We start from the raw sequence: 21,694 nt of genomic DNA on the forward strand, positions 1-21,694 counted from the left end.
TTATTGGTTTGAGTTGTGGTTTAGCGGTAAAGTTAGGCGGAATACATTCCATTGAAAATTTTCAACATCATACACTAAACTACCCTGATGTTTTAAGACCAGGGATCTTGTTAACGCCAGGCCTAAACCACTTCCTGGAATGTTCTTGTTTTGTTTTAAGCGATTGAATGGTTCGAAAATTCTTTCCCTTTCCTCCGAAGGAATTAATCCACCGTCGTTTTTCACCGTCAATATAGCAATATTTTTCTGTTTATCCAGCTCTAAATTCACTTCAATGACCTGTGATGAGTATTTTAGGGCGTTATTGAACAGGTTATAACAGATCTTTTCGAAAGCATCTATCGCAACGGATCCAATGATGTCAGGAGTAATGAAAACCTGCATACTTTTTCCTTGCGCCTGAATGGTGACGCCAAAATCGTTGCTGATTTTTTGCACCGTCTGGCTAATATTTGCCAGCTCAAAATGTAATTTAAAACCTTCGGTTTCGACCTGTCTAAAATCCAGTAACTCATTACTGAGTGCAATTAGTTTTTCCGTATTGTTCTGCATGGTCAAAAGCAGCTTATCTGTTACCGGATTGTGTTCGACTTTGTCCATGAGTTTTTCCAAAGGTGCTTTAATCAATGTTAATGGTGTACGTATCTCATGGACTACATCCGTATAAAAATTGATTTTCGCTCGATAGAGCTCCTGTTCCCGAAGATTCTGCACCGTGAGCAAATGTTGTCGGTTACGTTGTTTTATCTTTTCATTAAAATGATAAATAATAAATATAATCAGGCCAATGAGAATGAGCGCATAACAGATATACGCTGGTATGCTTGCCCAGATAGGCGGCAGAATAACAATTTTAAGACTTGCAGCAGTGGGGATGACATTTCCATTGGGATCTTCAGCTTTGACGGTAAAAACATAACTTCCCGGTGCAAGCTTAGTGAAATACACCCGTTGATTACCGGTGATATCAACCCAATTGTTATCAAGACCTTCCATCTTATAGCTGTAATGGACAGAATGGGGGGCCTGATAATGAAGTGCCGCCACATCGAGACTAAACGACGATTCATCATGTTTCAATTGAATCTTATCCGTAAATAAAATGGATTTCGAAAGGATATGCCCGTCTGTATACTGATTGATTGCTCTGTTATTGATGTAAAGGTTGGTGACATAGATCGGGATCCGGGTATTGTAATTGATCTGATTGAGTTTTTTTGGATCGAAACGGATCAAACCATTGATTGTGCCAAAGTAAAAACGACCTTCGCCATCGTCAAATGCAGAATTGTAATTAAATTGAATGGAAGGTAGGCCAGATTCCAGGTTGAAAATCCTTTTTTTTCCATTCGATAAATGATAACGGACGAGCCCTTTGGAAGTACTTACCCAAAGATTGTTTTGCTGGTCTTCTAGAATCGCCAAGATCACATTACTGGGCATTCCTTCTTTTATACCAATCTTTTCAAAACCTTCACCTGTGGGAAGTTTTTTTGCCATACCTCCTTCTGTGGCAATCCAGATCTGTTTTTTAGAATCTTCAAATAGACTATTGATGCGGTTGTTGGGTAGAGAGCTCGGATTGTCCTTTTGATGCGTATAATGCTTGAGATCTCCATTATTGGGATTATAGCAATATAAGCCATCTCGCCAGGTACCCAGCCAGATATTTCCCTGTTTATCTTCAAGCACGGTCGTATAAAACATATATTCCGGAACGTTCCGTATCAAATGAAAGGATTTATTGGCGAAATCAAAACGATATAAACCTCGGGTGGAAGCTGCCAGAATTTCGCCCTTTGTAGTTTTATACAGGTAAAAGAGAAAATTACTCTGTAGATCGGGATTCGGAGAACTATTTCGATCGATATGGTAAACAACTTTTTCCTGTATCGGATCGAAAATATCTAAGCCATTGACGAAAGTACCGACCAATAATTTATTGTCAAAGGGTAGGATGCCATGAATATTATTGTTTGCCAGATTTCCCTTTTTCTCAGAGAAATTTTGAATCTGTCCCGAACTGGGATCTAGCTTGGACAAACCACCGTTTTCGGTTCCGATCCAGATCTTGCCTGTCGGATCTTTGGTAATGATACGTACAACAGAACCTTTTAAGCTACCGGGTTTGTCCTGAGGTAAAAACTTTTCGATAATGCTGTTGTTCTTGTGATAGTAGTTGACTCCACCAAAGTACGTGCCGATCCAGATTCCTTGATCTTTGTCCTGCAGGATATTGTAAACCGCGTTGTCGGAAATACCCCATGGATTTTCCTGTTCTTTTTGAATATTGATAAAGCTCTGGTCAGCAATTTGGTAAATAAATAATCCTGATTCGGTCGCAAACCAATATTCAGTATCATTCGGTTGGAGGATATCGCGGACATAAAGAAATTGCTTGAGTCGGTCCGGACCTAGCATAGATTTTAAAGTTTTTCCCTTAAAATCGTAAACGTAAACGCCAGATTTGGAGGTGCCGATCATGAGCTCCCCCTTACGGTTCTCCGTGATTTTTTCTATGCTGAACCAATCTTTTGAACCATATTTTACCTGAAAATCCAATAGGAGTGAGGACTTGTCCGCACGATTGATCTGAAAGATTTTACCTTCTGGAGTACCATAGAAGATGGTTCCATTTTTTGTGCAGCTTACAGCAGTAATATAAAGATCAGATGTGGTAATCTGTTTGATTTCATTGTTGATCAGATTGTGGTAGTAGAGCATCCCATTGGATATAAACCAGATCCTTTTTCTTTGGTCCGTAATGATAACGGGTACATCTGCATGCTCAAACTGTTTGTCTAATAACTTAAACTGTTCGTCGACAGGATTGTAACAATAGATCCCCTGATCGGTGCCAATCCAGATTCTTTTTTTGAAATCCTCTTTCAGGGAGATGATATTATTGCCTCCTAAACTATTCTTGCCAGAGACCGAGGCATCAAAATGTTTGAAACTATTTCCATCAAAGCGATTTAGGCCGTCCTTTGTGCCAAACCAGAGAAAACCATAGCTATCTTGCATACTACAGATCACTGCATTATTTGAAAGCCCTTCATTAATCTGATAATGGTTGAAGTAATAGGGCTGTGCCTGGATCAGAAAAGGAAACAGCAACAAGAAAAATATAAAACGGACCGGCTTTAGGTTGATCATGATCATTTGGTTATTGATACAAAATAGCTTAAAATTGAAACAATTTAATCCCCAAAAAAATAAAAAAAATAGGATTTTAGTATTTGTATTGTAACCAATAAAATTATAAAAAATATAGAAAACAACAGGGTTGTCATTCAATAAAGATTATAAACTATTAAACCATAACAAATGAAAGGAAAATTGATGTTGCTGGGTATTTCTGGTATACTTAGCTATTGTTGCCTGTCTTGTCAGCAAACGAATAGTTCAAAAACCAGCCCAAACGACACTGTCGCAGCCTTGATGGACACTTCATCATTTCGCACAACGATTGACACGAAAAAAGTCTATTTATACGAATTGACCAATAAGAATGGTGTACAGGCCTATTTTACGAATTATGGAGCGCGTCTAGTTGGTCTTTGGGTGCCCGATAACAAGGGGAAATTGTGTGATGTGGTTTTGGGGTTCTCGAAAGCCAGCGATTATAATAATCCGAAAGAACCATTTTTTGGAACAATTGTAGGGCCTTTTGGGAATCGGATTGCAAAAGGAAAATTTAAATTGGACGACAAGAGCTATACATTGGCTGTGAATAATGGTCCGAATACATTACATGGCGGTTTTAAGGGCGTACATTTTGCGCATTGGATCTTAAAGAAGGCCGATCAGTCATCCCTTACTTTCACCTATACATTGCCGGATGGTCAAGAAGGGTTTCCGGGTAATATTCAGATGGAAGTGACCTATTCGCTGAATGACAATAATGAATTGATGATTGCTTATCGTGCCGAAACCGATAAAAAAACAGTCATTAACTTAACAAATCACGCTTACTTTAATCTGAATGGTGAGGGAAGCGGTACAATACTCGACCATCAACTTCAATTGTTTGCCAATCAATATACACCTGTTGACAGTACATTGATACCTACTGGCCAATTGGTAGCAGTGAAAGGGACTCCTTTCGATTTTACTGCGCCCAAGGCGATCGGAAAAGATATCAATACCAATGATCAGCAACTCAGTTATGGAAAAGGTTATGACCATAATTTTGTATTGAACAAAGACAAAGAGGGTGAATGGTATAAAGCCGCACATGTTGTAGGCGATAAGTCCGGTATTGTCATGGATATTTTGACGAGTGAACCGGGGATCCAATTTTATAGTGGCAATTTTATGAACGAGCAAGTGCAGTTGAAAAATGGGAAAAAGGATTCATTCCGAACAGCTTTCTGTCTCGAACCACAGCATTTTCCAGATGCACCAAATCAATCCAGCTTTCCAACAACAGTTGTAAGTCCCGGACAGGTTTATCAAACGAAATCCCTGTATCGTTTTTCGGTAAAATAATACATATTAATAATGATTGGTTTTGGAAGTACATCTCGATAGGGATGTGCTTTCTTCTATTGATACAAATAGGCAGTGTTTTGAGAAAAATCAATCATCCAACTCATTGATTAAAACTTAAATTTGGATAATCAGTTATAAAACTAATCAAGCCAATAATGACAAAAAAAATAGGTCTATTATCTTATTTAATTGGAATTTGTTTTCTGAGTTCGGCACAAAACAATGCTGTAATCGCTGTTGATCAGTTGCCGGTTGAAGGGAAGAATCTAAATTATATTAATAACCGTTTACCGCTAAAACAGAATGCGCTGCTGAAACTGCCTGTCGGTAGCATTGTTCCTCAAGGTTGGTTGGGGAAATATTTGGAATTACAGAAAAATGGCCTTACGGGACATTTGGGAGAGATTAGCGCCTGGTTATCCAAAAAAAATAATGCTTGGTTGAGTTCAGATGGAAAAGGAGACTATGGCTGGGAGGAAGTTCCCTATTGGTTGAAAGGTTATGCAAACCTAGGCTATATTCTGAAAGATCCTAAAATAATAGCTGAATCAAAAATATGGTTGGAAGCAGCAATTAAAAGCCAGCGGCCGGATGGCTACTTTGGCCCCCTGATCTTGCGCAACAATAAACCGGATTTATGGGGTAATATGATTATGCTTTGGTGTCTGCAATCGTATTACGAATATAGCGCTGATCCGCGTGTCCTGACCTTAATGACCAATTATTTCAAGTGGCAGGCAAGTTTACCGGATAGTTTTTTTCTAAAAGATTATTGGGAGAACAGTCGTGGTGGAGACAATTTATTGTCAGTCTATTGGCTTTATAATAGAACGCAAGGGAATGAATGGTTGATGGATTTGGCCGATAAAATCCATCGCAATACAGCAAATTGGCGACAGAAGGATGATTTACCCAATTGGCACAATGTCAATATCGCACAGTGTTTCAGGGAGCCGGCTACCTACTATCTTAAGAGCCAATCAAGTGACGACCTGAAGGCGACCTACGCTAATTTTCAATTTGTCAGACAGGTATTCGGCCAGGTGCCGGGAGGCATGTTTGGTGCTGATGAAAATGCCCGCCCAGGGTATACCGATCCACGGCAGGGTGTCGAAACCTGTGGTATGGTTGAACAAATGGCTTCCAATGAGATCCTGCTAGAAATAACAGGAGACCCTTTTTGGGCGGATCATGCCGAAGATGTGGCCTTCAATACATATCCAGCAGCCGTAACGGCAGATTTTAAGGCTCTACGCTATATCACCAGCCCCAATATGAGCATTAGCGATAGTCATAATCATGCTCCGGGCATTGATAACAATGGTCCATTTTTGATGATGAATCCCTTTAGTTCACGTTGTTGCCAGCACAACCATAGTCAGGGGTGGCCGTATTATGCGGAGCATCTCTATATGGCAACAAACGATAATGGTGTTGCCGCGGTATTATATGCTGCATCCAACGCGGATGTTAAGGTCGGAAATAATCAGAAGATCCGAATTCAACAAAGCTCTAATTACCCATTTGAAGAGTCTATTCGTTTTGTCATCGGAACAAATGGAAAGACAATCGATTTCCCATTTTACTTACGGATTCCGGCTTGGGCAAAACAGGCGCAGATCAAAATTAATGGAAAGATAGAAAAGGTTGAATCGGGGGCAAAGTATATCCGGATTGATCGAAAATGGAAAGATAACGATCAGGTTGAACTTTCGCTGCCGATGTCCATTGTATTGAATAACTGGACAGCGAATAAAAATGCGGTGAGTATCCAGAGGGGACCATTGACCTACGCTTTGAAAATCAAGGAGAATTATGTGCAGAAGGATAGTAAAGCTTCTGCCATTGGAGACTCAAAATGGCAGGAAACAGCTGATCCGACAAAATGGCCTTCCTATGAGATCCTTCCGGCAAGTGATTGGAATTATGGTCTTGTTCAAAATCAGTTAACAGCACCGGATCAATTGAAGGTGGTCAAGCGGGCTTGGCCTAAAGATGCCTTCCCGTTCGAAGCGGACGCAGTACCGATTTCCATTATGGTCAAAGCAAAAAAAATTGATGGTTGGAAAATAGATGAAAATGGATTGACAGGGGTATTGCCATTGAGCCCTGTAGCGAGTCAAGCTGCGGTACAGGAAGTAGAATTGATTCCTATGGGTGCCGCCCGTTTACGTATTGCGGCGTTTCCAACAGTAAAGTAATTAAAGATATAAATGACATAACGATTTTTATGATGAAGAAAACCTTATTTTTTACCAGTCTGATGATGGCTGCTCAACTGAATTTTGCGCAGGAGTGGAAACCTGTTGGTTCGCGCATTCTGACGCCTTGGGGTGAAAAAGTAACAGCTGAAAAGCCCCATCCAGAATACCCAAGACCACAGCTGGTGAGAAGCAATAACTGGCAAAATTTAAATGGCTTATGGAAATATGCCATTACCCCAGTAAATACAAAAGAAATTCCTCAGCAGTGGGATGGAAGTATCCTGGTTCCTTATGCCATAGAATCGGCGCTTTCTGGGGTAGGTAAAGAAGTTGGCAAGGATAAGGCCCTTTGGTATACGAATACGATTACCTTGGACAAGTCTGTCAACAAAAACAATGTGTTGCTCCATTTTGGCGCGGTGGATTGGCAATGTGATGTCTACGTAAATAATCAACTGGTCGGAAGACATGAAGGTGGTTTCGATCCTTTTACGATGGATGTGACCTCTTATCTCAAAAAAGGAGCCAAGCAGGAAATTGCCCTTCGCGTATGGGATCCTACCGATGATGGGCCACAACCACGCGGTAAACAGGTTAACCGTCCCAATGGTATCTGGTATACACCGGTTACAGGGATATGGCAAACGGTATGGTTAGAAAGCGTACCGAAGGCTTACATTGTGAAAACAAAACAGACGCCAAAATTAGATGAAGGTGTACTTGCTTTTCAGGCCACAGTAGCAGGTAGTCAAGCGGGTGATGAAATTAAAGTTCGCGCATTAAATGGAACGCAAGTGATTAAAGAGCAAGTGGGCCAACCAAATGCAGATTTTGAACTTTCTGTCCCCAATTTAGAAGCCTGGTCACCAAGTAATCCAAAACTTTATGACCTGGAAATTCAGTTACTTCGTAAGGGTAAGGTCATTGATCAGGCAAAAAGCTATTTTGCCATGCGAAAGATTTCAATGGAAAAAGACGAAAATGGGATACAGCGTATGCTGTTGAACAACAAGTTTACCTTTCAATATGGGCCACTTGATCAGGGCTGGTGGCCTGATGGCCTGCATACTGCTCCTACGGATGAAGCTTTAAAATTTGATGTGATCAAGACAAAGGAAATGGGTTTCAATATGATCCGTAAGCATATCAAGGTTGAGCCTGCACGCTGGTATCGCTATTGTGATAGTATCGGTATGCTTGTGTGGCAGGATATGCCAAGTGGTGACCTGGGAGGAAATCATTGGGATATGCAACCTGGAAAAATATCAGGTGGAAATCGGGATAAAACACGTTCGCAGGAGTCAGAAGGATACTACAGAAAAGAATGGAAGACCATTATGGACGTGCTGCACAATTACCCGAGCATTGTGATCTGGGTACCTTTTAATGAAGCCTGGGGTCAGTTTAAGACAAAGGAGATTACCGAATGGACAATGGCCAATGATCCTTCCCGATTGGTAAACAGTGCCAGTGGTGGTAATTTTATGGAAACAGGTCATATACTGGATATACACAATTACCCGGATGCAGCGATGCCGGATCCAAAAATATTTGGTGCAAACCAGGTGTTGGCACTGGGTGAATTTGGTGGACTGGGGCTGCCGATCGATGGCCATTCCTGGCAGCAAAAAGATAACTGGGGCTACCAGAGCTTTAAAAATAAAAAAGAACTTCTCGAACGATATAAGCAACTCATCCGTGATCTGACACGACTTATTCCAATGGGACTGTCAGCTGCAGTTTATACACAGACGACAGATGTGGAAGTGGAGACCAATGGTTTAATGACTTATGATCGTAAGGTGGTAAAAATGCCCGAAGCGGAATTAAATACTGCCCATCAGGCCTTATATCAAGCGCCAACGAAGTAAGTCAGTCAATGCTTGTACTCCATCAATTCCATTAATGGAGACTGTAGCGGCTTAGAAATAATTTTCTGGATACAATGTGTGGAAGTATCAGGTTAAAATAAAAATAATAAAATGTTGCAGTCAATGTTGCTAAAATATTGGAGTGGAGTTTTGTGCCTGTGCCTGTTGAACTCCTGCAGAAGTTCTTCAGGTTCAGGTGCACAAGCTGTAAAGACTACAGGGGCATCCGTAGAGAAGACAACCTACATAAATCCTGTTTTTGAACCGATACTTGCAGATCCCACGGTGGTATGTAATCCGCAGAATAAATTATTTTATGCTTATGGAACAGCGGACAACTGGGGTGATGGCAAAGGGCAGCGTCTAGTTTCTATTTTGCAATCCAAAGATTTGGCGCATTGGACCTGGATCGGGACAGCATTTTCGGCCAAACCAAACTGGAAGCCAGCAGGTGGGATCTGGGCACCTGATGTGGTATTATTGAATGGAAAATATGTAATGTACTATGCGTACTCCACCTGGGGTGATCCTAATCCAGGTATCGGAGTAGCTGTAGCGGACAAACCCGAAGGTCCATTTATAGATAGGGGCAAACTGTTCGATAGTAAATCGATCGATGTGCCTAATTCGATCGATCCCTATTTTTTTAGGGAAAAGAACCATAACTACCTCTTCTGGGGAAGTTTTAGCGATGCCGCTACACAAGGAACTTATGGAGTACCTCTGGATAACGATGGAACGCAAGTACCAGATTTGAATAAGAAATTTAAAGTTGCGGCTGGCGATTTTGAAGCTGTGGTGATCCATAAAAGAAAAAACTATTATTACTTTATCGGTTCGAAGGGCTCCTGTTGCGAAGGTGAAAAAAGTAGTTACCACGTACTCGTTGGCCGATCGAAACAATTAACGGGACCTTATTTGGATCGGGAAGGCCGTGATTTAGGCCAGAGAGGAAATGGAACCTTATTGCTCAAGGGAAATGATAAGTTTGTTGGGACAGGGCATACCTCCAGGATTATAACCGATGATAAGGGGAATGACTGGTTGCTGTATCATGCTATGGACCCTAAACGACCACGCGTTTCAACAGGGGGTAATCGTCGCATGCTATTATTGGATCAGGTAATTTGGAAAGAAGATTGGCCGATGATTGAAGGCGAGACAAGCAGTGTCATCGCGAAAAAGGCTCCGATATTTAAATAGATCTTAAAGTAATAGTTGATTAACCTTATAACCGTAATTGGGCAAAGACTTCGTCCCCATTGCAGTTTCCCTCAGAAAATATACATGCTGAATCAAATGCAAGGATATTGTTAACCTGATTATTTTTTCGTATTTGCTGCTAAAATATGTCGATGGACCAATACGCAGATACTTTGGTCGACGATTAGCTTAAATGCTCGTCAAGCCAATGATCAATGAACTGAAAGACTTCTTCCTTGCAATCTTCGTTGAGTATTTCGTGACGCATGCCTTCGTACAGTTTTACAGTAATATCGGCCTGTCCCTGCATACGTAATTGGGCGGCAGTATCTTCCACTCCCTTCCCGAAGTCTCCGATGGGGTCATCTTGTCCACTAATAAATAATAGCGGTAAACCTTTCGGAATGCGTTTTGTGAGTTCTTTATCTGTCGCGCGTAGCGATAAACTCAATACGGTATAAAATCCATTGTTTGTAAATAAACCACCACATAAAGGATCTTCGATAAAAGCAATGCGGTTGGCTTTGTTGACACTCAGCCAATTGCTATTATTTTGATTGGGTTCATTTTTAAATCCGGCATTATTACGCTGATCAAATATGCTGTTAATCAATCGGCTTCGTTTTTTAGGTGCAAAGGAGTTGAGCACAGCCAATAGCATACGAAAAGCGGTGGATCCTTTTTGCCGTGCGCCCGTACCAATGATTATTGCCCCTTTAAAACGATCTCCTGCCTGTTGTAAAGCACAACGGGTAACAAAAGATCCCATTGAATGTCCTAAGATAAAATGGGGTTGATCGGGATAGCCTTGTTGCAAGACAGAGCTCATTGTTAAGGCATCCTGTACCAATTGTTCCGCTGGATCAGATTGTTGAAAATACCCTAATCCATCTGTATTAACGGCCGTCTTCCCATGTCCCAACTGATCATAGCTGAGTACAGCAAAACCACGGTCAGCCAGATGATTGGCAAGCATTTGATACCGGCCACTATGTTCCTGCATGCCATGAACAATCAATATTGTCGCTAATACCTTTTGGTTCACAGGTTTAAATATAGTGTAGAAGAGTTTATGGGCTGGTTTACCTTCAAAAGAATTTATTGGAAAAAGATTGGACGATACCGTATTCATTATGCCGCTTCCTTAGTATTAGTGTAAACTAAGATAATTTTGTTGGATTTGCAAGCCGGGCTTGTGGGGTTTGGATAAAAAATTCTAAAGAGGGGTATAATGAGCAAATTTAGTCCGTATTAATTTTTTAGTATCAGAATATTTTTTAGATTTGCAGTAATTTAGAATTAATTTAAATAAGCAATTAGTTCTTCGGTTTAATATTTGTATTCAGCTGAGGTTAGCAAGAGCCATACGATATTCACAAACAGCTAGCAAGAATAGCGATCGTTCACGATGACTTCATTATCAATAAAAAATACGTTCTAATGAAAAAGACACTTTTAGCAGCTTTACTTTTAGCGGCATCTTATGCCCAAGCACAAACAAACTCATTGATGAATGGTGAGTTTTGGAAAGGTAAACCTACTTTGGCTACCGTTAAGGAGGAAATTACAAAAGGAAATAGCCCTTCACAACCCAATGCGGCATCTTTTGATCCCGTAACGATGGCAATCCTAAATGGAGCTCCGACAGATGTTGTCAAATTCATGATTGAACAGGAAGGGAACAGTGTAACGAAGAAAACACACCATAGCCGGAGCTATCTACACTGGGCTGCTTCAAGTGGTAATGTTGAGTTGGTGGATTATCTCATTGCAAAAGGTTCAGATGTCAACTACCAAGATAGCCATGGCTACCCGATCATTGCCTATGCTGCGTCGACAGGAAATACCAATACTGCTGTTTATGATGCTTTATTTAAAGCTGGAGTAGACCCAAAACAAAAATATGAAGGTGGAGCTACGTTAATGATGCTGGCGGCTTCTGCGGATAAAGATCTTGCATTGACTGATTACTTTATCAAGAAGGGACTTTCTATTCAAGATAAAGATGAGTACGGCCGTGTCGTTACGGATTATGCAGCGAAATTAGGTAACATGCCGTTGGTCGAAAAATTTATCGCCCGTGGTGTAAAACCGACAAATAATGCCTTGTTTTTTGCTACACAAGGATCTAGACAAGCATCAAATGGACTGGAGACTTATACCTATTTGGTGGAGAAACTTAAATTGGACCCTAAATATATCAATAAAGACGGTGCGACTTTATTACATGCGCTTGTACGCCGTCCAGATATGGCGGTGATCGATTACTTTTTAAATAAGGGAGTTGATGTTGCAAAAGCGGATAATGAAGGCAATACAGCGCTTATGGTTGCGGCGAATGGCAAAGACGTAAAATTAGTGGAATTGCTACTTTCCAAAGCAAAGAATGTGAATGCTGTGAATGAAAAAGGTGAATCTGCAATGACCAAGGCGGTGGGTAATGGTACAGCTGAGATCGCAGCACTCTTGATTAAAAACGGTGCGGATGCCAAATTATTGGACAAGGATGGTAACAACTTAGCTGTTTACTGGTTCAATTCTTTTAGGGAGGCTCCGCAGGGTGGACGTCCGCAACAGGCTACGCAATCTAATAGCCCACAGGTAGATGATTTTAAAGAAAAATTAGCTGTGCTTAAAGCGGGTGGACTGGATGTGGTCGCACCACAGAAAAACGGTAGCACACTCTATCATCTTGCCGTTGCTAAAGAAAGCACAAACCTCATTCAGAAAGCAAGTGAACTGGGAGTAGATATCAATGCTCAGGATAAAGAGGGCACTACTGCATTACATAAAGCCGCTTTGATTGCCAAAAACGATTCTTTATTGAAAACACTGCTTGCTTTGGGCGCAAAAAAAGAACTGAAAACCGAATTTGATGAAACCGCATACGATTTGGCAAAAGAAAATGACTTTTTGTCAAAAGGAAATGTACAGTTGGACTTTTTAAAATAATAAGATGAATACTATAATTAAGATCGCGCTAATCACACTTTTGTTTTCTGCAATTTCTGTTAGCACATTTGCCCAAACGGGTAAGTATAAATGTATGATCCAAATGAATGCTTATCAAGGGGAGGGAGCTTATGTTGTTATTTCACTCATAAACCCGAAGGGAGCATACGAAAAAACACTTGCTGTATTGGGGCCGGATAAACAATGGTATAATACATTGAAAGAATGGTATAAATTTCAGGCTAAAACCAAAGAAAAGCTGAGTGCAGTGACCGGTGCTTCCGTTGGTGGAGGTGACCGTGCGATGCGTACATTGGAAATAGATGAGTCTAAATTCAACAAAGGGTATAAACTTCGCTTTGAATCCGCTGTCGAAGAACAGAAATATCATACTGCAGATGTAGAAATCCCATTAACAAAAGAGGCTATCACTGAAAAAGCAAATGGTAAGGGATACATTAAGCTTGTCAAATTAAATAAAGTACAATAAGAAAAAATGTTGGTATCTGTCTGGAGGTATGCACATTTAGCCTTAGCTCTTGTTTCTTCTGTTTTTTTACTATTATTATCGGTCACCGGAGTAATTTTAGCCATTGACGCCGTCAATGAAAAAATACCACCCTATCGAATAGAAAATATAGATTCTTTGAATCTTTCGCAGACTATTACTGGTCTGCGAAAGGTTTATCCCGAAATTATTGAAATTTCGGTTGACCACAATGAATTTGTGAGCATTGATGCCATAGATGCTGAGGGAAATACTGTAAAAGGATATATTGACCCGCAAACCGGCAAATATCTGGGTGCGCAAAAGAACAAAACACAGTTTGTTCAATGGACTACGGCCCTGCATCGTTCCCTATTCTTAAAGGTGACAGGCCGAATTATTATTGGCATCGCTTCTTTTCTACTATTTTTGATTACAATTTCAGGTTTGGTGCTGATTATCAAACGTCAACAAGGCGTTCGACATTTCTTTGCCAAGATCAATCGGGATTTCTTCGCACAATATTTTCATGTTGTTTCAGGGCGCTTGTTTCTGATACCCATTTTAATTTTGGCTTTGACGGGGACCTATTTATTTATGGTCCGAATCGAACTGTTGAAGAAGACAAACCAAACGGTTGAATATCCAGTGAAAGAAAATGAGACCGAGGAACGGACGATAGCGGATTTTTCGATCTTCAAAAAAACGAAGCTTAACGATGTCGTGAAGGTGGAGTTTCCTTTTATGGAAGGAGATCCTGACGAATATTATGTCCTCAAACTGAAAGACCGTGAGTTGACAGTAAATCAATTGAACGGTGCCGTACATAAAGAAGTCAAGTATCCCTTTACTGCACTTGCAGAGCAATTTTCACTCGATCTTCACACCGGTAAAACCAATATGATATGGGCCATCATTTTGGGGCTTGCATCATTGAATATTGTGTTTTTTATTTATACAGGTTTTGTCATTACCTTCAAACGTACGCGAACAAAGATCAGGAATAAGTATAAGGCAGCCGATGCCGAAATTGTTATTCTGGTAGGTACTGAAAATGGAAGTACCTTGTTTTTTGCCAATCAGATTCACAAACAGCTGTTGGCGGACGGTAAAAAATCACTTTTGCTTGGCATGAACCACTATCAGTATTTTCCAAAAGCAAAACATCTTTTGCTGTTTACGTCCACCTACGGTCTGGGAACAGCGCCTTCCAATGCGACTCAGTTTGAGAAAAAGCTGTTGGCCTATCCACAGCAGCAGTTGATTAATTTCTCTGTTCTCGGTTTTGGATCGAAAGCATACCCTGATTTTTGTGCTTATGCGTATGCGATAGACAAGTTGCTCAGTGAGCAAGCATGGGCCTCCCGACTGATAGACCCACATACGGTAAATGACAAAAGTGTTGATGATCTGATTTCATGGGTACATCATTGGAGTGAACATACCAATATTGCCTTGGCTTCTGCTCCAGCGATATACAGTTCCAAAGTTGTTGGATTGAAGAAATTTAAAGTGATGGCCAGATCAACTGTTTCAGAGAGCAACAGCACCTTTACACTTTTATTGAAACCACTTGGAAAAATGAAAGTACAGTCCGGAGATTTGTTGGCCATCTATCCGGCGCAGGATCAACGGGAACGTTTCTATTCCATTGGATGCAAAGATGGAATGGTTCAATTGGTCGTCAAGCTATTTCCTGATGGTTTTGGCTCGGGATTTCTATACCAACTAAAAGCTGATCAGGTTCTGGAGGCACGTGTCATGGCCAATCCAAGTTTTCATTTTCCAAAGGCAGCACCTGCTGTGGCCTTGATTGCAAATGGAACCGGTATTGCACCGTTTTTGGGTATGATTGCAGAAAATCAGCATAAAATACCTGTCAAACTCTATGCAGGCTTCCGCAAGAACAATGAGATGACGGCACAATATTTGGAATTTACCGATGAACAAAAAAAACTGGGACAACTGAACGATGTACAGCTGGCTTTTTCACGGGAACAGCAGGGGCAGTATGTGATGGATCTGATCCGTCAGGATGGTACGTACTTTGTTGAATTGCTCGAACAACAGGGCTGTATCTTATTGTGTGGTTCACTCCGAATGCAACAGGATGTCGAAGCAACCTTAAACGAGATACTGCTGGTAAGTACAGGTAAATCGATCAGCATCTACAAAGAAAATGGTCAGATCCTGACAGATTGTTATTAAACACGACGATCTTATGCTATCATTTATTTTGACAATGTGTGATGAATTATTATAAGCAGTATCTACTGATTTCAATATTTTGGTTGATAGCCGTCGCTAACGGTTTTTCACAGGTATTGCTAAAAAAACAGGTGACCCTTATGGGCTCTGTTTTTGAGATCACCCTGGTTGATCAGGATAGCGTACAGGCTAACCAGCATATTGTCGAAGTCATTGCAGAGATTGAACGTATCGAAAACCTGATTTCGGAGTGGCGTCCATATACGCAGATTTCGGAGGTCAACCGCAATGCAGGGATTAAACCTGTTCAAGTTGACCGCGAAGTATTTGACCTGACCAAAAGGGCAATTCAATATAGCCGGAATTCAGAAGGAGCCTTTGATATTAGCATTGTCGCTTTAGATAAAATATGGAAGTTTGATGGCAGTATGGATACAATGCCTTCTGCCGATGCGATCCGGAATTCGGTTGCCAAAGTTGGCTATAAACATATTGTTTTGGATAGTGCTGCTTCGACTATTTTCTTGGAACTTCCGGGCATGAAAATTGGCTTTGGCTCGATCGGGAAGGGCTATGCCGCCGATCGGGGAAGGGAAATCATGAAAGCCCGTGGAATCACTGCTGGAATCGTCAATGCTTCCGGGGATCTATCTACCTGGGGTAGCCAACCAGATGGTGACCCCTGGAAGATTGGGGTGAATAACCCCTTCAAATCACATCAGATGGTTCGGGTTCTTCGCTTGAATGAAATGGCTGTCGCTACCTCAGGCAGCTATGAAAAATATGCCGAAATCAATGGAAAACGTTATTCCCATATTATTAATCCCATCACCGGATATCCAGCTACGGGACTGACTTCGGTAACAATCTATGGACCGTCGGCAGAAATAGCTAATGCACTGAGCACTTCCATTATGGTGCTGGGGGAAAAAGAAGGAAAGAAATTAATCCGTAATTTCCCAAAATATCGTTTTATCTTTATTACAGACAAAGGAAAGGTTGTCCGGGATAAACGCAAGTAATCCTATTAAACAACAACCTGTATGTTTATGTAACCAGCATGATTTCTTTACGCTGGATGAACCGAACGACCCATGAATGTGGTTTAAAACTTACAACAGATGAATAAATCAGATAGCTGCATTACAGATGCAACCGCCATAAGTAGCATGAAGGCCTTAAGGAGAAAATTGATTCATGAATAAAAAATTAGGCAGATGCAAATAATTTAGAGTAAAAGCGTTGTTGGTTCGTCTATGTAATTATGGACATTGCATACCAAAATCATATGGCAGAAAAAAACTCCAGATCATTTACAGACATCGTCAAGACCTATGGGAGTCAATTGCTGCGTTTTGTAAAAGGAAAGGTCAAAAAGACGGAAGATGCCGAGGATATCTTGCAGGAAGTCTGGTATCAATTCAGTCGTTTGACCAATATGGACGAACTGGAAAATGCTGGGGCATGGTTGTATGCTGTTACGCGAAACAAGATTACGGATAGTTATCGAAAAAAGAAAGATGAGTCACTTGATGATTTAATGGCGGATGGAGAGGAAGTTGATACAGCCTTTCCGATACGTCAGTTTCTACTGGCCGATGATTCGAACAATCCTGAACTTAAATTATTCAAAGACATTTTTTGGGATGAATTGATGAAAGCCCTCGAAGAATTGCCCGAAAAACAACGTCGGGTTTTTATGCTCAATGAAATTGAAGATAAAACCTTGCAGGAGATTGCCGACATGGAAAATGAAAATCTGAAAACGATCATAAGCAGAAAGGGCTATGCTGTAAAACATCTGCGTTTACGTTTGCGGAACTTGTATGAAGAATTAAAATTTTAAAAATATAGCTATGAATAGAAGAATGAGAAGACAGGGAAAAGGTAAATTTGCTTTTGTGTTTGTTGCTATTATCATTGGAGTTTTCTTGCTGGTAGCCTTGTTGCAATATCTGTGGAATACATTGATGTGTGATATTTTCAGTTTGAAGGCAATCACGTATTGGCAGGCGTTTGGACTGTTTGTGCTATCACGTATTCTATTTGGACGTGGGTTTGGTAAGCCGGGAAGAGGCGGGTTCCGCAAAAATTTTCCCCCTGATATGGGCCGCCATGAAGATCTTTCAGAGGAGGAAAGGGAGCGTTTGCGTGAGGAATGGAAACGTCGTTTCAGTGGACGATGCGGATTCTGAAAAAAAAGTAAAAATATGTGATTACCACTTCATTTTAAGTAGCTATTGTTTTAAATTCTTGGGTTATCAACCCAAAAATCTGAGGGTAGGTGTGATAAAACCCCGTAAGCCAATTTCTTAATGTGATATGTATGTTTACAGCTTTTACAGCATTTTGTTGTAAAAGCTCGTTGGTTTGTTGTATACAGAAAGCTAATTTTTCAAAATTCATTTCCTTAGGTATTGCTTGTATAACGATGATAGCAAAAAAAAATCCTCATTTTTTAACGTACAAATCTTCAAAGAGACGGACGTTTCATACCCCTTAAATTTGTGCAGAGTCGGAAAAGGATGGTAAACATTTATGCAAAACTATTTTTAAATCAGAAATTTTTTAAAAAAAATAAAGTAAAAACCTGATACAGGCGTCTTCTTCTATAAAGGCGCCTTTTTTTATGCCAAGAGCTGAAGAAACACTGTAAAGGGAATGACAGGACGCGATGATCTGTTACTAGCGATATACAACAATTATATGGGTTGAGAAATTGACAACGAAAAAAGTATATCGAATAGGATTACCAATAAGTGGATTGACAGATTTTGGTTTTGAAGAACAATTTAATTAAAGAAAAAATGAAAAATAAAATTCGATTTATATTACCCCGCTTGATCGCATTGACGGTAATAGTGGGTTTAGCCAGCTTGATTATGGGAGCGATCTTTAAGCTGTTGTTGGTTGCAACGATCTTATTCGGAATAGGAAGCTTTGCAATGTCCAAAATGCGCAGGAGAGAAATGCGTTCATTTAAAATGGACAAGGCTCCGGACCATCCCGGAATGTACAGTGCTTCGAGGACGAATAGTGCAATCGTTCCTTTACACAAACAACAACGGGTTAAGAATGCAACAATTGTTCCGGTATATTAATAGCAGGACTTGGTAGAAAACCAAATAACATAAATAGCGGCAATAGTGAAGTCCCTTGGACTGCTCATTGCGCAATACACAATATTCATTACTAAAAAAATAAAGACATGTTTAAAAGAGATCATTATTCCAACGGACATTCAAATCAAAATAGATTTTGCGGTCAACATTTCAAAGACCGCTTTGAAAAATTTCAACAGCATTTTTTTGAAGGCGAAGCAGGACAGCGCGGAGAGGGACAGCAATTTGTTCCTGTAAATATTTCTGAAAATTCTGAGTTCTACGAAGTGCAGGTATTTGCTGCCGGCCGAAAGAAAGAGCAATTTCAGGTGAGTATAAATGAAGGAATCTTAACGATTTCCTGTACAGAAAATACAAACGATGCGACAGCCTATATCTATAAGGAGCATTTGGGTACTGCATTTGAGCGTGAGTTTCAATTAAGCGAACAAGTGCTTACAGATAACGTACATGCCAGTTTTGAAGATGGTGTACTAACCGTCATTCTTCCCAAGGACCTTGACAAGGTAAAAAGACCACAAGAAGTTATTATAGACTAGGTTTGACGGATTGCAGTGCGGTTATAGCTCGCGCCCTCCCCATAGTTTCAATGCTAAGGGGGGGCTTTTCTTTTTGGAGGCTTTTCTTTTTTATGTTTTTTTGAGCTTCTTTTGCAGTTGTTTTCTTCCAAATTCTAGCTGATAAAGATTTTGGTACTTGGAAAGATAGATAATGGGAAGGGTGAAATGTGTATTAGGTAATTATGTTCGTTATTTCATACATATTTATTATTTTTGTTTGAAATAACAGACGTTATATGAAAAAGCAATCTGTTTTACCTAAGTTCCAGATGTTATTGGAACAAATGGGAGAGAATATTAAACTTGCTCGTAAAAGGAGAAAACTAACAGCTGTACAGGTGGCTGAACGTGCTGGTATTGCTCGCTCTACTTTATACCTCGTTGAAAAAGGTGATGCTAGTGTCGCAATGGGAGCATATTTTAATGTGCTACGGGTCCTAGGTTTGCAGGATGATTTCTTGAAATTAGCATCAGATGACGTTTTTGGACGTAAGCTTCAAGATTTAGATTTATTGTAGGATGGCGGTTAATAAAATTGATATATATGTTTATGCCGATTGGTTTGGTTTACCACAGCCAACTTTTATCGGTATATTATCTGCCCATCAAGCAAAGGGTCGTAAAGCTTTTAGCTTTGAATATAATAAAGAATGGTTGAAGACTAAGGAACAACGTTTAATCGATCCTGATATTCAGTTTTATTCTGGACAACAATTCCCAAATAATAAAGAGAATTTTGGTGTTTTTTTAGATAGTATGCCTGATACTTGGGGACGTACACTGATGAAACGTAGAGAAGCCCACCTTGCCAAAACTAGTGGGACAAAAGCCAAAACCTTATACGATATTGATTTCTTATTAGGTGTGTTTGATGAAACCAGAATGGGGGCTTTTCGATTCAAACTTAATATTAATGGGGATTTTTTGGATAACAATATAGAAAAATCAACTCCTCCATGGTCGACTATCCGTGAATTACAACAAGCCGTTGTTCATTATGAGAACGATAAGGATGATGAAGCTATTAATAAATGGTTGAAATTACTTATTGCCCCAGGCTCTTCTCTAGGAGGAGCAAGACCAAAAGCTAATATTTTGGATGAAAACAATGAATTATGGATAGCGAAGGTTCCTTCTAAGAATGATACCATTGATAAGGCTGCATGGGAATATTTAACCTATAAATTAGCCATTAATGCAGGTATAGAAATGGCTGAATGTCGATTGGAGAATGTTAATGGTCATTATCATACATTTTTTACTAAGCGTTTTGATAGAGTTGGAGCTGATCGAATTCATTTTTCATCAGCCATGACCATGACAGGAAATAATGAAGATACAATAAAGGACAATCCAGCGAGCTATTTAGACATCGTCGAATTCATACAGGATAACGGATTTCAGGTTGATGAAAATCTAGCACAATTGTGGCGAAGAATGATATTTAATATCGCAGTTTCGAATACCGATGACCATCTTCGTAATCACGGATTTATTTTGGATAAAGAAGGATGGAAATTATCTCCAGCTTATGATCTTAATCCTTCTATTGATAAAGATGGATTAGCTTTGAATATCGATATGCATAATAATGCTTTAGATTATGATCTAGCGAAGACTGTCGGTGAACATTTTAGGCTGAATGAAAGTCAAATGAATAATATCATAGCAGAAGTATTAGCTTCTGTAAAAAAATGGGAAGTTTTAGCGAAAGAAATAGGTATTTCGAGAGCTGAACAAGAATTAATGAGATCTGCATTCAAAACAGAAACCTGACAAGGTAAAAAGACCACAAGAAGTTATCATTGACTAGGTGAATGAATATGGTGTAACGGGCTGATAACGGCCGCAAGTAAGGTCCGATTTGCCAAGAAACACGACCTTTTGCATATAGTTCGATCTTAGGTCTTTCTGAGCTTCTTTTGCAGTTGTTTTCTTCCAAACTTCCCGAAGAAATAGAATAAGGCGAAAACGACCAAAACAGCCATAAAAGGAACGAATATGGCTAGAATTGTTAAGACGGAGGAACCAATGGTCTCCATGGTCGAAATAATAAAATTGCCAAGACCCGCGGTACCGATGGACGAAGCGGCTCTTGTACCAGCTAGCACTGTACTGATCGTCGCTGCAGTTCCCCCTCCGGCGATAATGGCCGCTGACCAGCGGAAAAATGGGGAAATATCTGTAAACTGCACCGCAAACAGCAATGTTCCCGCAATCGTTGCCAAAGGAATGGAAATGGTATCCAGAATATTGTCAACAACGGGTATGTAGTAAGCGGCAACTTCGATAACCATCGCGATGCTTGTGGTGATCAGTACCAAGTTGGAACCTGCCCAAGCCCATTCATTACCCACCTGAAATAATTCCAGACGACAGCCCAGGCTGAGCAAAAACAAGGGCATAAAAATTCGGAAACCTGTTGCCGCAGCCAGACTAATGCCAATAAATGCACTGACCAGATATGTGGATAATTCCCCCATGACAAATGGATGCTTAGTTCTATCTATTAGTAGAATAAAAAAAGAGTGTTTTTTGTTTTTAAAATTATTGTGAACGGTCGGAATAGATGGCGTCTCGTGTGCGTTGTAAA

The 21,694-nt window shown here is 40.2% G+C and carries 17 protein-coding genes; 14 read left to right on the top strand and 3 right to left on the bottom strand.

Annotation, left to right across the window (positions count from 1 at the left end):
• Window positions 1–3,156 (bottom strand): two-component regulator propeller domain-containing protein, encoded by a 3,156-nt coding sequence (locus BWD42_RS12580; protein WP_175992051.1) that lies wholly within the window; start codon window positions 3,154–3,156, stop codon window positions 1–3.
• A 171-nt stretch (window positions 3,157–3,327) separates the two neighbouring features.
• Here BWD42_RS12580 and BWD42_RS12585 point away from each other — a divergent pair, with 171 nt between their 5' ends.
• The 4 genes from BWD42_RS12585 (at window position 3,328) to BWD42_RS12600 (ending at window position 9,772) form a co-directional block, all read left to right on the top strand.
• Window positions 3,328–4,491 carry an aldose epimerase family protein gene (locus tag BWD42_RS12585; protein ID WP_077436730.1) on the top strand — a complete coding sequence of 388 codons (1,164 nt, stop codon included), beginning with the start codon at window positions 3,328–3,330 and terminating at the stop codon, window positions 4,489–4,491.
• A gap of 158 nt (window positions 4,492–4,649) precedes the next feature.
• A complete protein-coding gene (locus BWD42_RS12590) occupies window positions 4,650–6,695 on the top strand; it encodes a beta-L-arabinofuranosidase domain-containing protein (RefSeq protein WP_077436731.1) in 2,046 nt (681 codons plus the stop codon).
• A 29-nt stretch (window positions 6,696–6,724) separates the two neighbouring features.
• On the top strand, window positions 6,725–8,569 hold the full coding sequence (locus tag BWD42_RS12595; protein WP_139351144.1) for a glycoside hydrolase family 2 protein: 1,845 nt from the start codon (window positions 6,725–6,727) through the stop codon (window positions 8,567–8,569).
• Between the two features lie 123 nt (window positions 8,570–8,692).
• Complete coding sequence (locus tag BWD42_RS12600) at window positions 8,693–9,772, top strand: family 43 glycosylhydrolase (RefSeq protein WP_077436733.1); 1,080 nt, start codon at window positions 8,693–8,695, stop codon at window positions 9,770–9,772.
• 184 nt (window positions 9,773–9,956) lie between these two features.
• On the opposite strand, the gene BWD42_RS12605 is transcribed toward BWD42_RS12600, so the two are convergent.
• A complete protein-coding gene (locus BWD42_RS12605; protein ID WP_077436734.1) occupies window positions 9,957–10,904 on the bottom strand; it encodes an alpha/beta fold hydrolase in 948 nt (315 codons plus the stop codon).
• 308 nt (window positions 10,905–11,212) lie between these two features.
• On the opposite strand from BWD42_RS12605, the gene BWD42_RS12610 reads away from it, so the two are divergent.
• The 10 genes from BWD42_RS12610 to BWD42_RS12655 all read left to right on the top strand — a co-directional run bounded on the left by BWD42_RS12610 (window position 11,213) and on the right by BWD42_RS12655 (window position 20,877).
• A complete protein-coding gene (locus BWD42_RS12610; protein WP_077436735.1) occupies window positions 11,213–12,724 on the top strand; it encodes an ankyrin repeat domain-containing protein in 1,512 nt (503 codons plus the stop codon).
• Between the two features lie 4 nt (window positions 12,725–12,728).
• Window positions 12,729–13,214 carry a DUF2271 domain-containing protein gene (locus BWD42_RS12615; protein WP_077436736.1) on the top strand — a complete coding sequence of 162 codons (486 nt, stop codon included), beginning with the start codon at window positions 12,729–12,731 and terminating at the stop codon, window positions 13,212–13,214.
• 6 nt (window positions 13,215–13,220) lie between these two features.
• Window positions 13,221–15,419: a PepSY domain-containing protein gene (locus tag BWD42_RS12620; protein ID WP_077436737.1), complete on the top strand. Its 2,199-nt coding sequence runs from the start codon at window positions 13,221–13,223 to the stop codon at window positions 15,417–15,419.
• 41 nt (window positions 15,420–15,460) lie between these two features.
• The gene (locus tag BWD42_RS12625) at window positions 15,461–16,441 is read left to right on the top strand and encodes an FAD:protein FMN transferase (RefSeq protein ID WP_077436738.1); all 981 of its coding nucleotides are present in this window, start codon (window positions 15,461–15,463) and stop codon (window positions 16,439–16,441) included.
• A gap of 266 nt (window positions 16,442–16,707) precedes the next feature.
• Window positions 16,708–17,265, top strand: coding sequence for an RNA polymerase sigma factor (locus BWD42_RS12630; RefSeq protein ID WP_199768592.1), 558 nt, complete (start codon window positions 16,708–16,710; stop codon window positions 17,263–17,265).
• A gap of 10 nt (window positions 17,266–17,275) precedes the next feature.
• Complete coding sequence (locus BWD42_RS12635) at window positions 17,276–17,614, top strand: hypothetical protein (protein WP_077436740.1); 339 nt, start codon at window positions 17,276–17,278, stop codon at window positions 17,612–17,614.
• 612 nt (window positions 17,615–18,226) lie between these two features.
• Entirely contained in the window at window positions 18,227–18,520 is a 294-nt protein-coding gene (locus BWD42_RS12640; protein ID WP_077436741.1) for a hypothetical protein, read from the top strand.
• A gap of 107 nt (window positions 18,521–18,627) precedes the next feature.
• The gene (locus tag BWD42_RS12645) at window positions 18,628–19,080 is read left to right on the top strand and encodes an Hsp20/alpha crystallin family protein (RefSeq protein ID WP_077436742.1); all 453 of its coding nucleotides are present in this window, start codon (window positions 18,628–18,630) and stop codon (window positions 19,078–19,080) included.
• Between the two features lie 257 nt (window positions 19,081–19,337).
• Window positions 19,338–19,619 (top strand): helix-turn-helix domain-containing protein, encoded by a 282-nt coding sequence (locus tag BWD42_RS12650; protein ID WP_077436743.1) that lies wholly within the window; start codon window positions 19,338–19,340, stop codon window positions 19,617–19,619.
• Window position 19,620: 1 nt separating this feature from the next.
• Window positions 19,621–20,877 (top strand): type II toxin-antitoxin system HipA family toxin, encoded by a 1,257-nt coding sequence (locus tag BWD42_RS12655; protein WP_077436744.1) that lies wholly within the window; start codon window positions 19,621–19,623, stop codon window positions 20,875–20,877.
• A 125-nt stretch (window positions 20,878–21,002) separates the two neighbouring features.
• On the opposite strand, the gene BWD42_RS12660 is transcribed toward BWD42_RS12655, so the two are convergent.
• The gene (locus tag BWD42_RS12660; RefSeq protein ID WP_077436745.1) at window positions 21,003–21,584 is read right to left on the bottom strand and encodes a DUF4126 domain-containing protein; all 582 of its coding nucleotides are present in this window, start codon (window positions 21,582–21,584) and stop codon (window positions 21,003–21,005) included.
• Window positions 21,585–21,694 lie beyond the last annotated feature (110 nt).

The sequence above is a fragment of the Sphingobacterium sp. CZ-UAM genome (assembly GCF_002000245.1).
Taxonomy (GTDB): Bacteria; Bacteroidota; Bacteroidia; order Sphingobacteriales; family Sphingobacteriaceae; genus Sphingobacterium.

Coding starts and splice junctions, on each gene's coding strand:
- BWD42_RS12635 (WP_077436740.1), top strand. CDS start 17,276: ATGAATAGAAGAATGAGAAGACAGGGAAAAGGTAAATTTGCTTTTGTG.
- BWD42_RS12660 (WP_077436745.1), bottom strand. CDS start 21,584: ATGGGGGAATTATCCACATATCTGGTCAGTGCATTTATTGGCATTAGT.
- BWD42_RS12630 (WP_199768592.1), top strand. CDS start 16,708: ATGGCAGAAAAAAACTCCAGATCATTTACAGACATCGTCAAGACCTAT.
- BWD42_RS12600 (WP_077436733.1), top strand. CDS start 8,693: ATGTTGCTAAAATATTGGAGTGGAGTTTTGTGCCTGTGCCTGTTGAAC.
- BWD42_RS12645 (WP_077436742.1), top strand. CDS start 18,628: ATGTTTAAAAGAGATCATTATTCCAACGGACATTCAAATCAAAATAGA.
- BWD42_RS12595 (WP_139351144.1), top strand. CDS start 6,725: ATGATGAAGAAAACCTTATTTTTTACCAGTCTGATGATGGCTGCTCAA.
- BWD42_RS12610 (WP_077436735.1), top strand. CDS start 11,213: ATGAAAAAGACACTTTTAGCAGCTTTACTTTTAGCGGCATCTTATGCC.
- BWD42_RS12585 (WP_077436730.1), top strand. CDS start 3,328: ATGAAAGGAAAATTGATGTTGCTGGGTATTTCTGGTATACTTAGCTAT.
- BWD42_RS12615 (WP_077436736.1), top strand. CDS start 12,729: ATGAATACTATAATTAAGATCGCGCTAATCACACTTTTGTTTTCTGCA.
- BWD42_RS12655 (WP_077436744.1), top strand. CDS start 19,621: ATGGCGGTTAATAAAATTGATATATATGTTTATGCCGATTGGTTTGGT.
- BWD42_RS12640 (WP_077436741.1), top strand. CDS start 18,227: ATGAAAAATAAAATTCGATTTATATTACCCCGCTTGATCGCATTGACG.
- BWD42_RS12580 (WP_175992051.1), bottom strand. CDS start 3,156: ATGATCAACCTAAAGCCGGTCCGTTTTATATTTTTCTTGTTGCTGTTT.
- BWD42_RS12605 (WP_077436734.1), bottom strand. CDS start 10,904: ATGAATACGGTATCGTCCAATCTTTTTCCAATAAATTCTTTTGAAGGT.
- BWD42_RS12650 (WP_077436743.1), top strand. CDS start 19,338: ATGAAAAAGCAATCTGTTTTACCTAAGTTCCAGATGTTATTGGAACAA.
- BWD42_RS12620 (WP_077436737.1), top strand. CDS start 13,221: ATGTTGGTATCTGTCTGGAGGTATGCACATTTAGCCTTAGCTCTTGTT.
- BWD42_RS12590 (WP_077436731.1), top strand. CDS start 4,650: ATGACAAAAAAAATAGGTCTATTATCTTATTTAATTGGAATTTGTTTT.
- BWD42_RS12625 (WP_077436738.1), top strand. CDS start 15,461: ATGAATTATTATAAGCAGTATCTACTGATTTCAATATTTTGGTTGATA.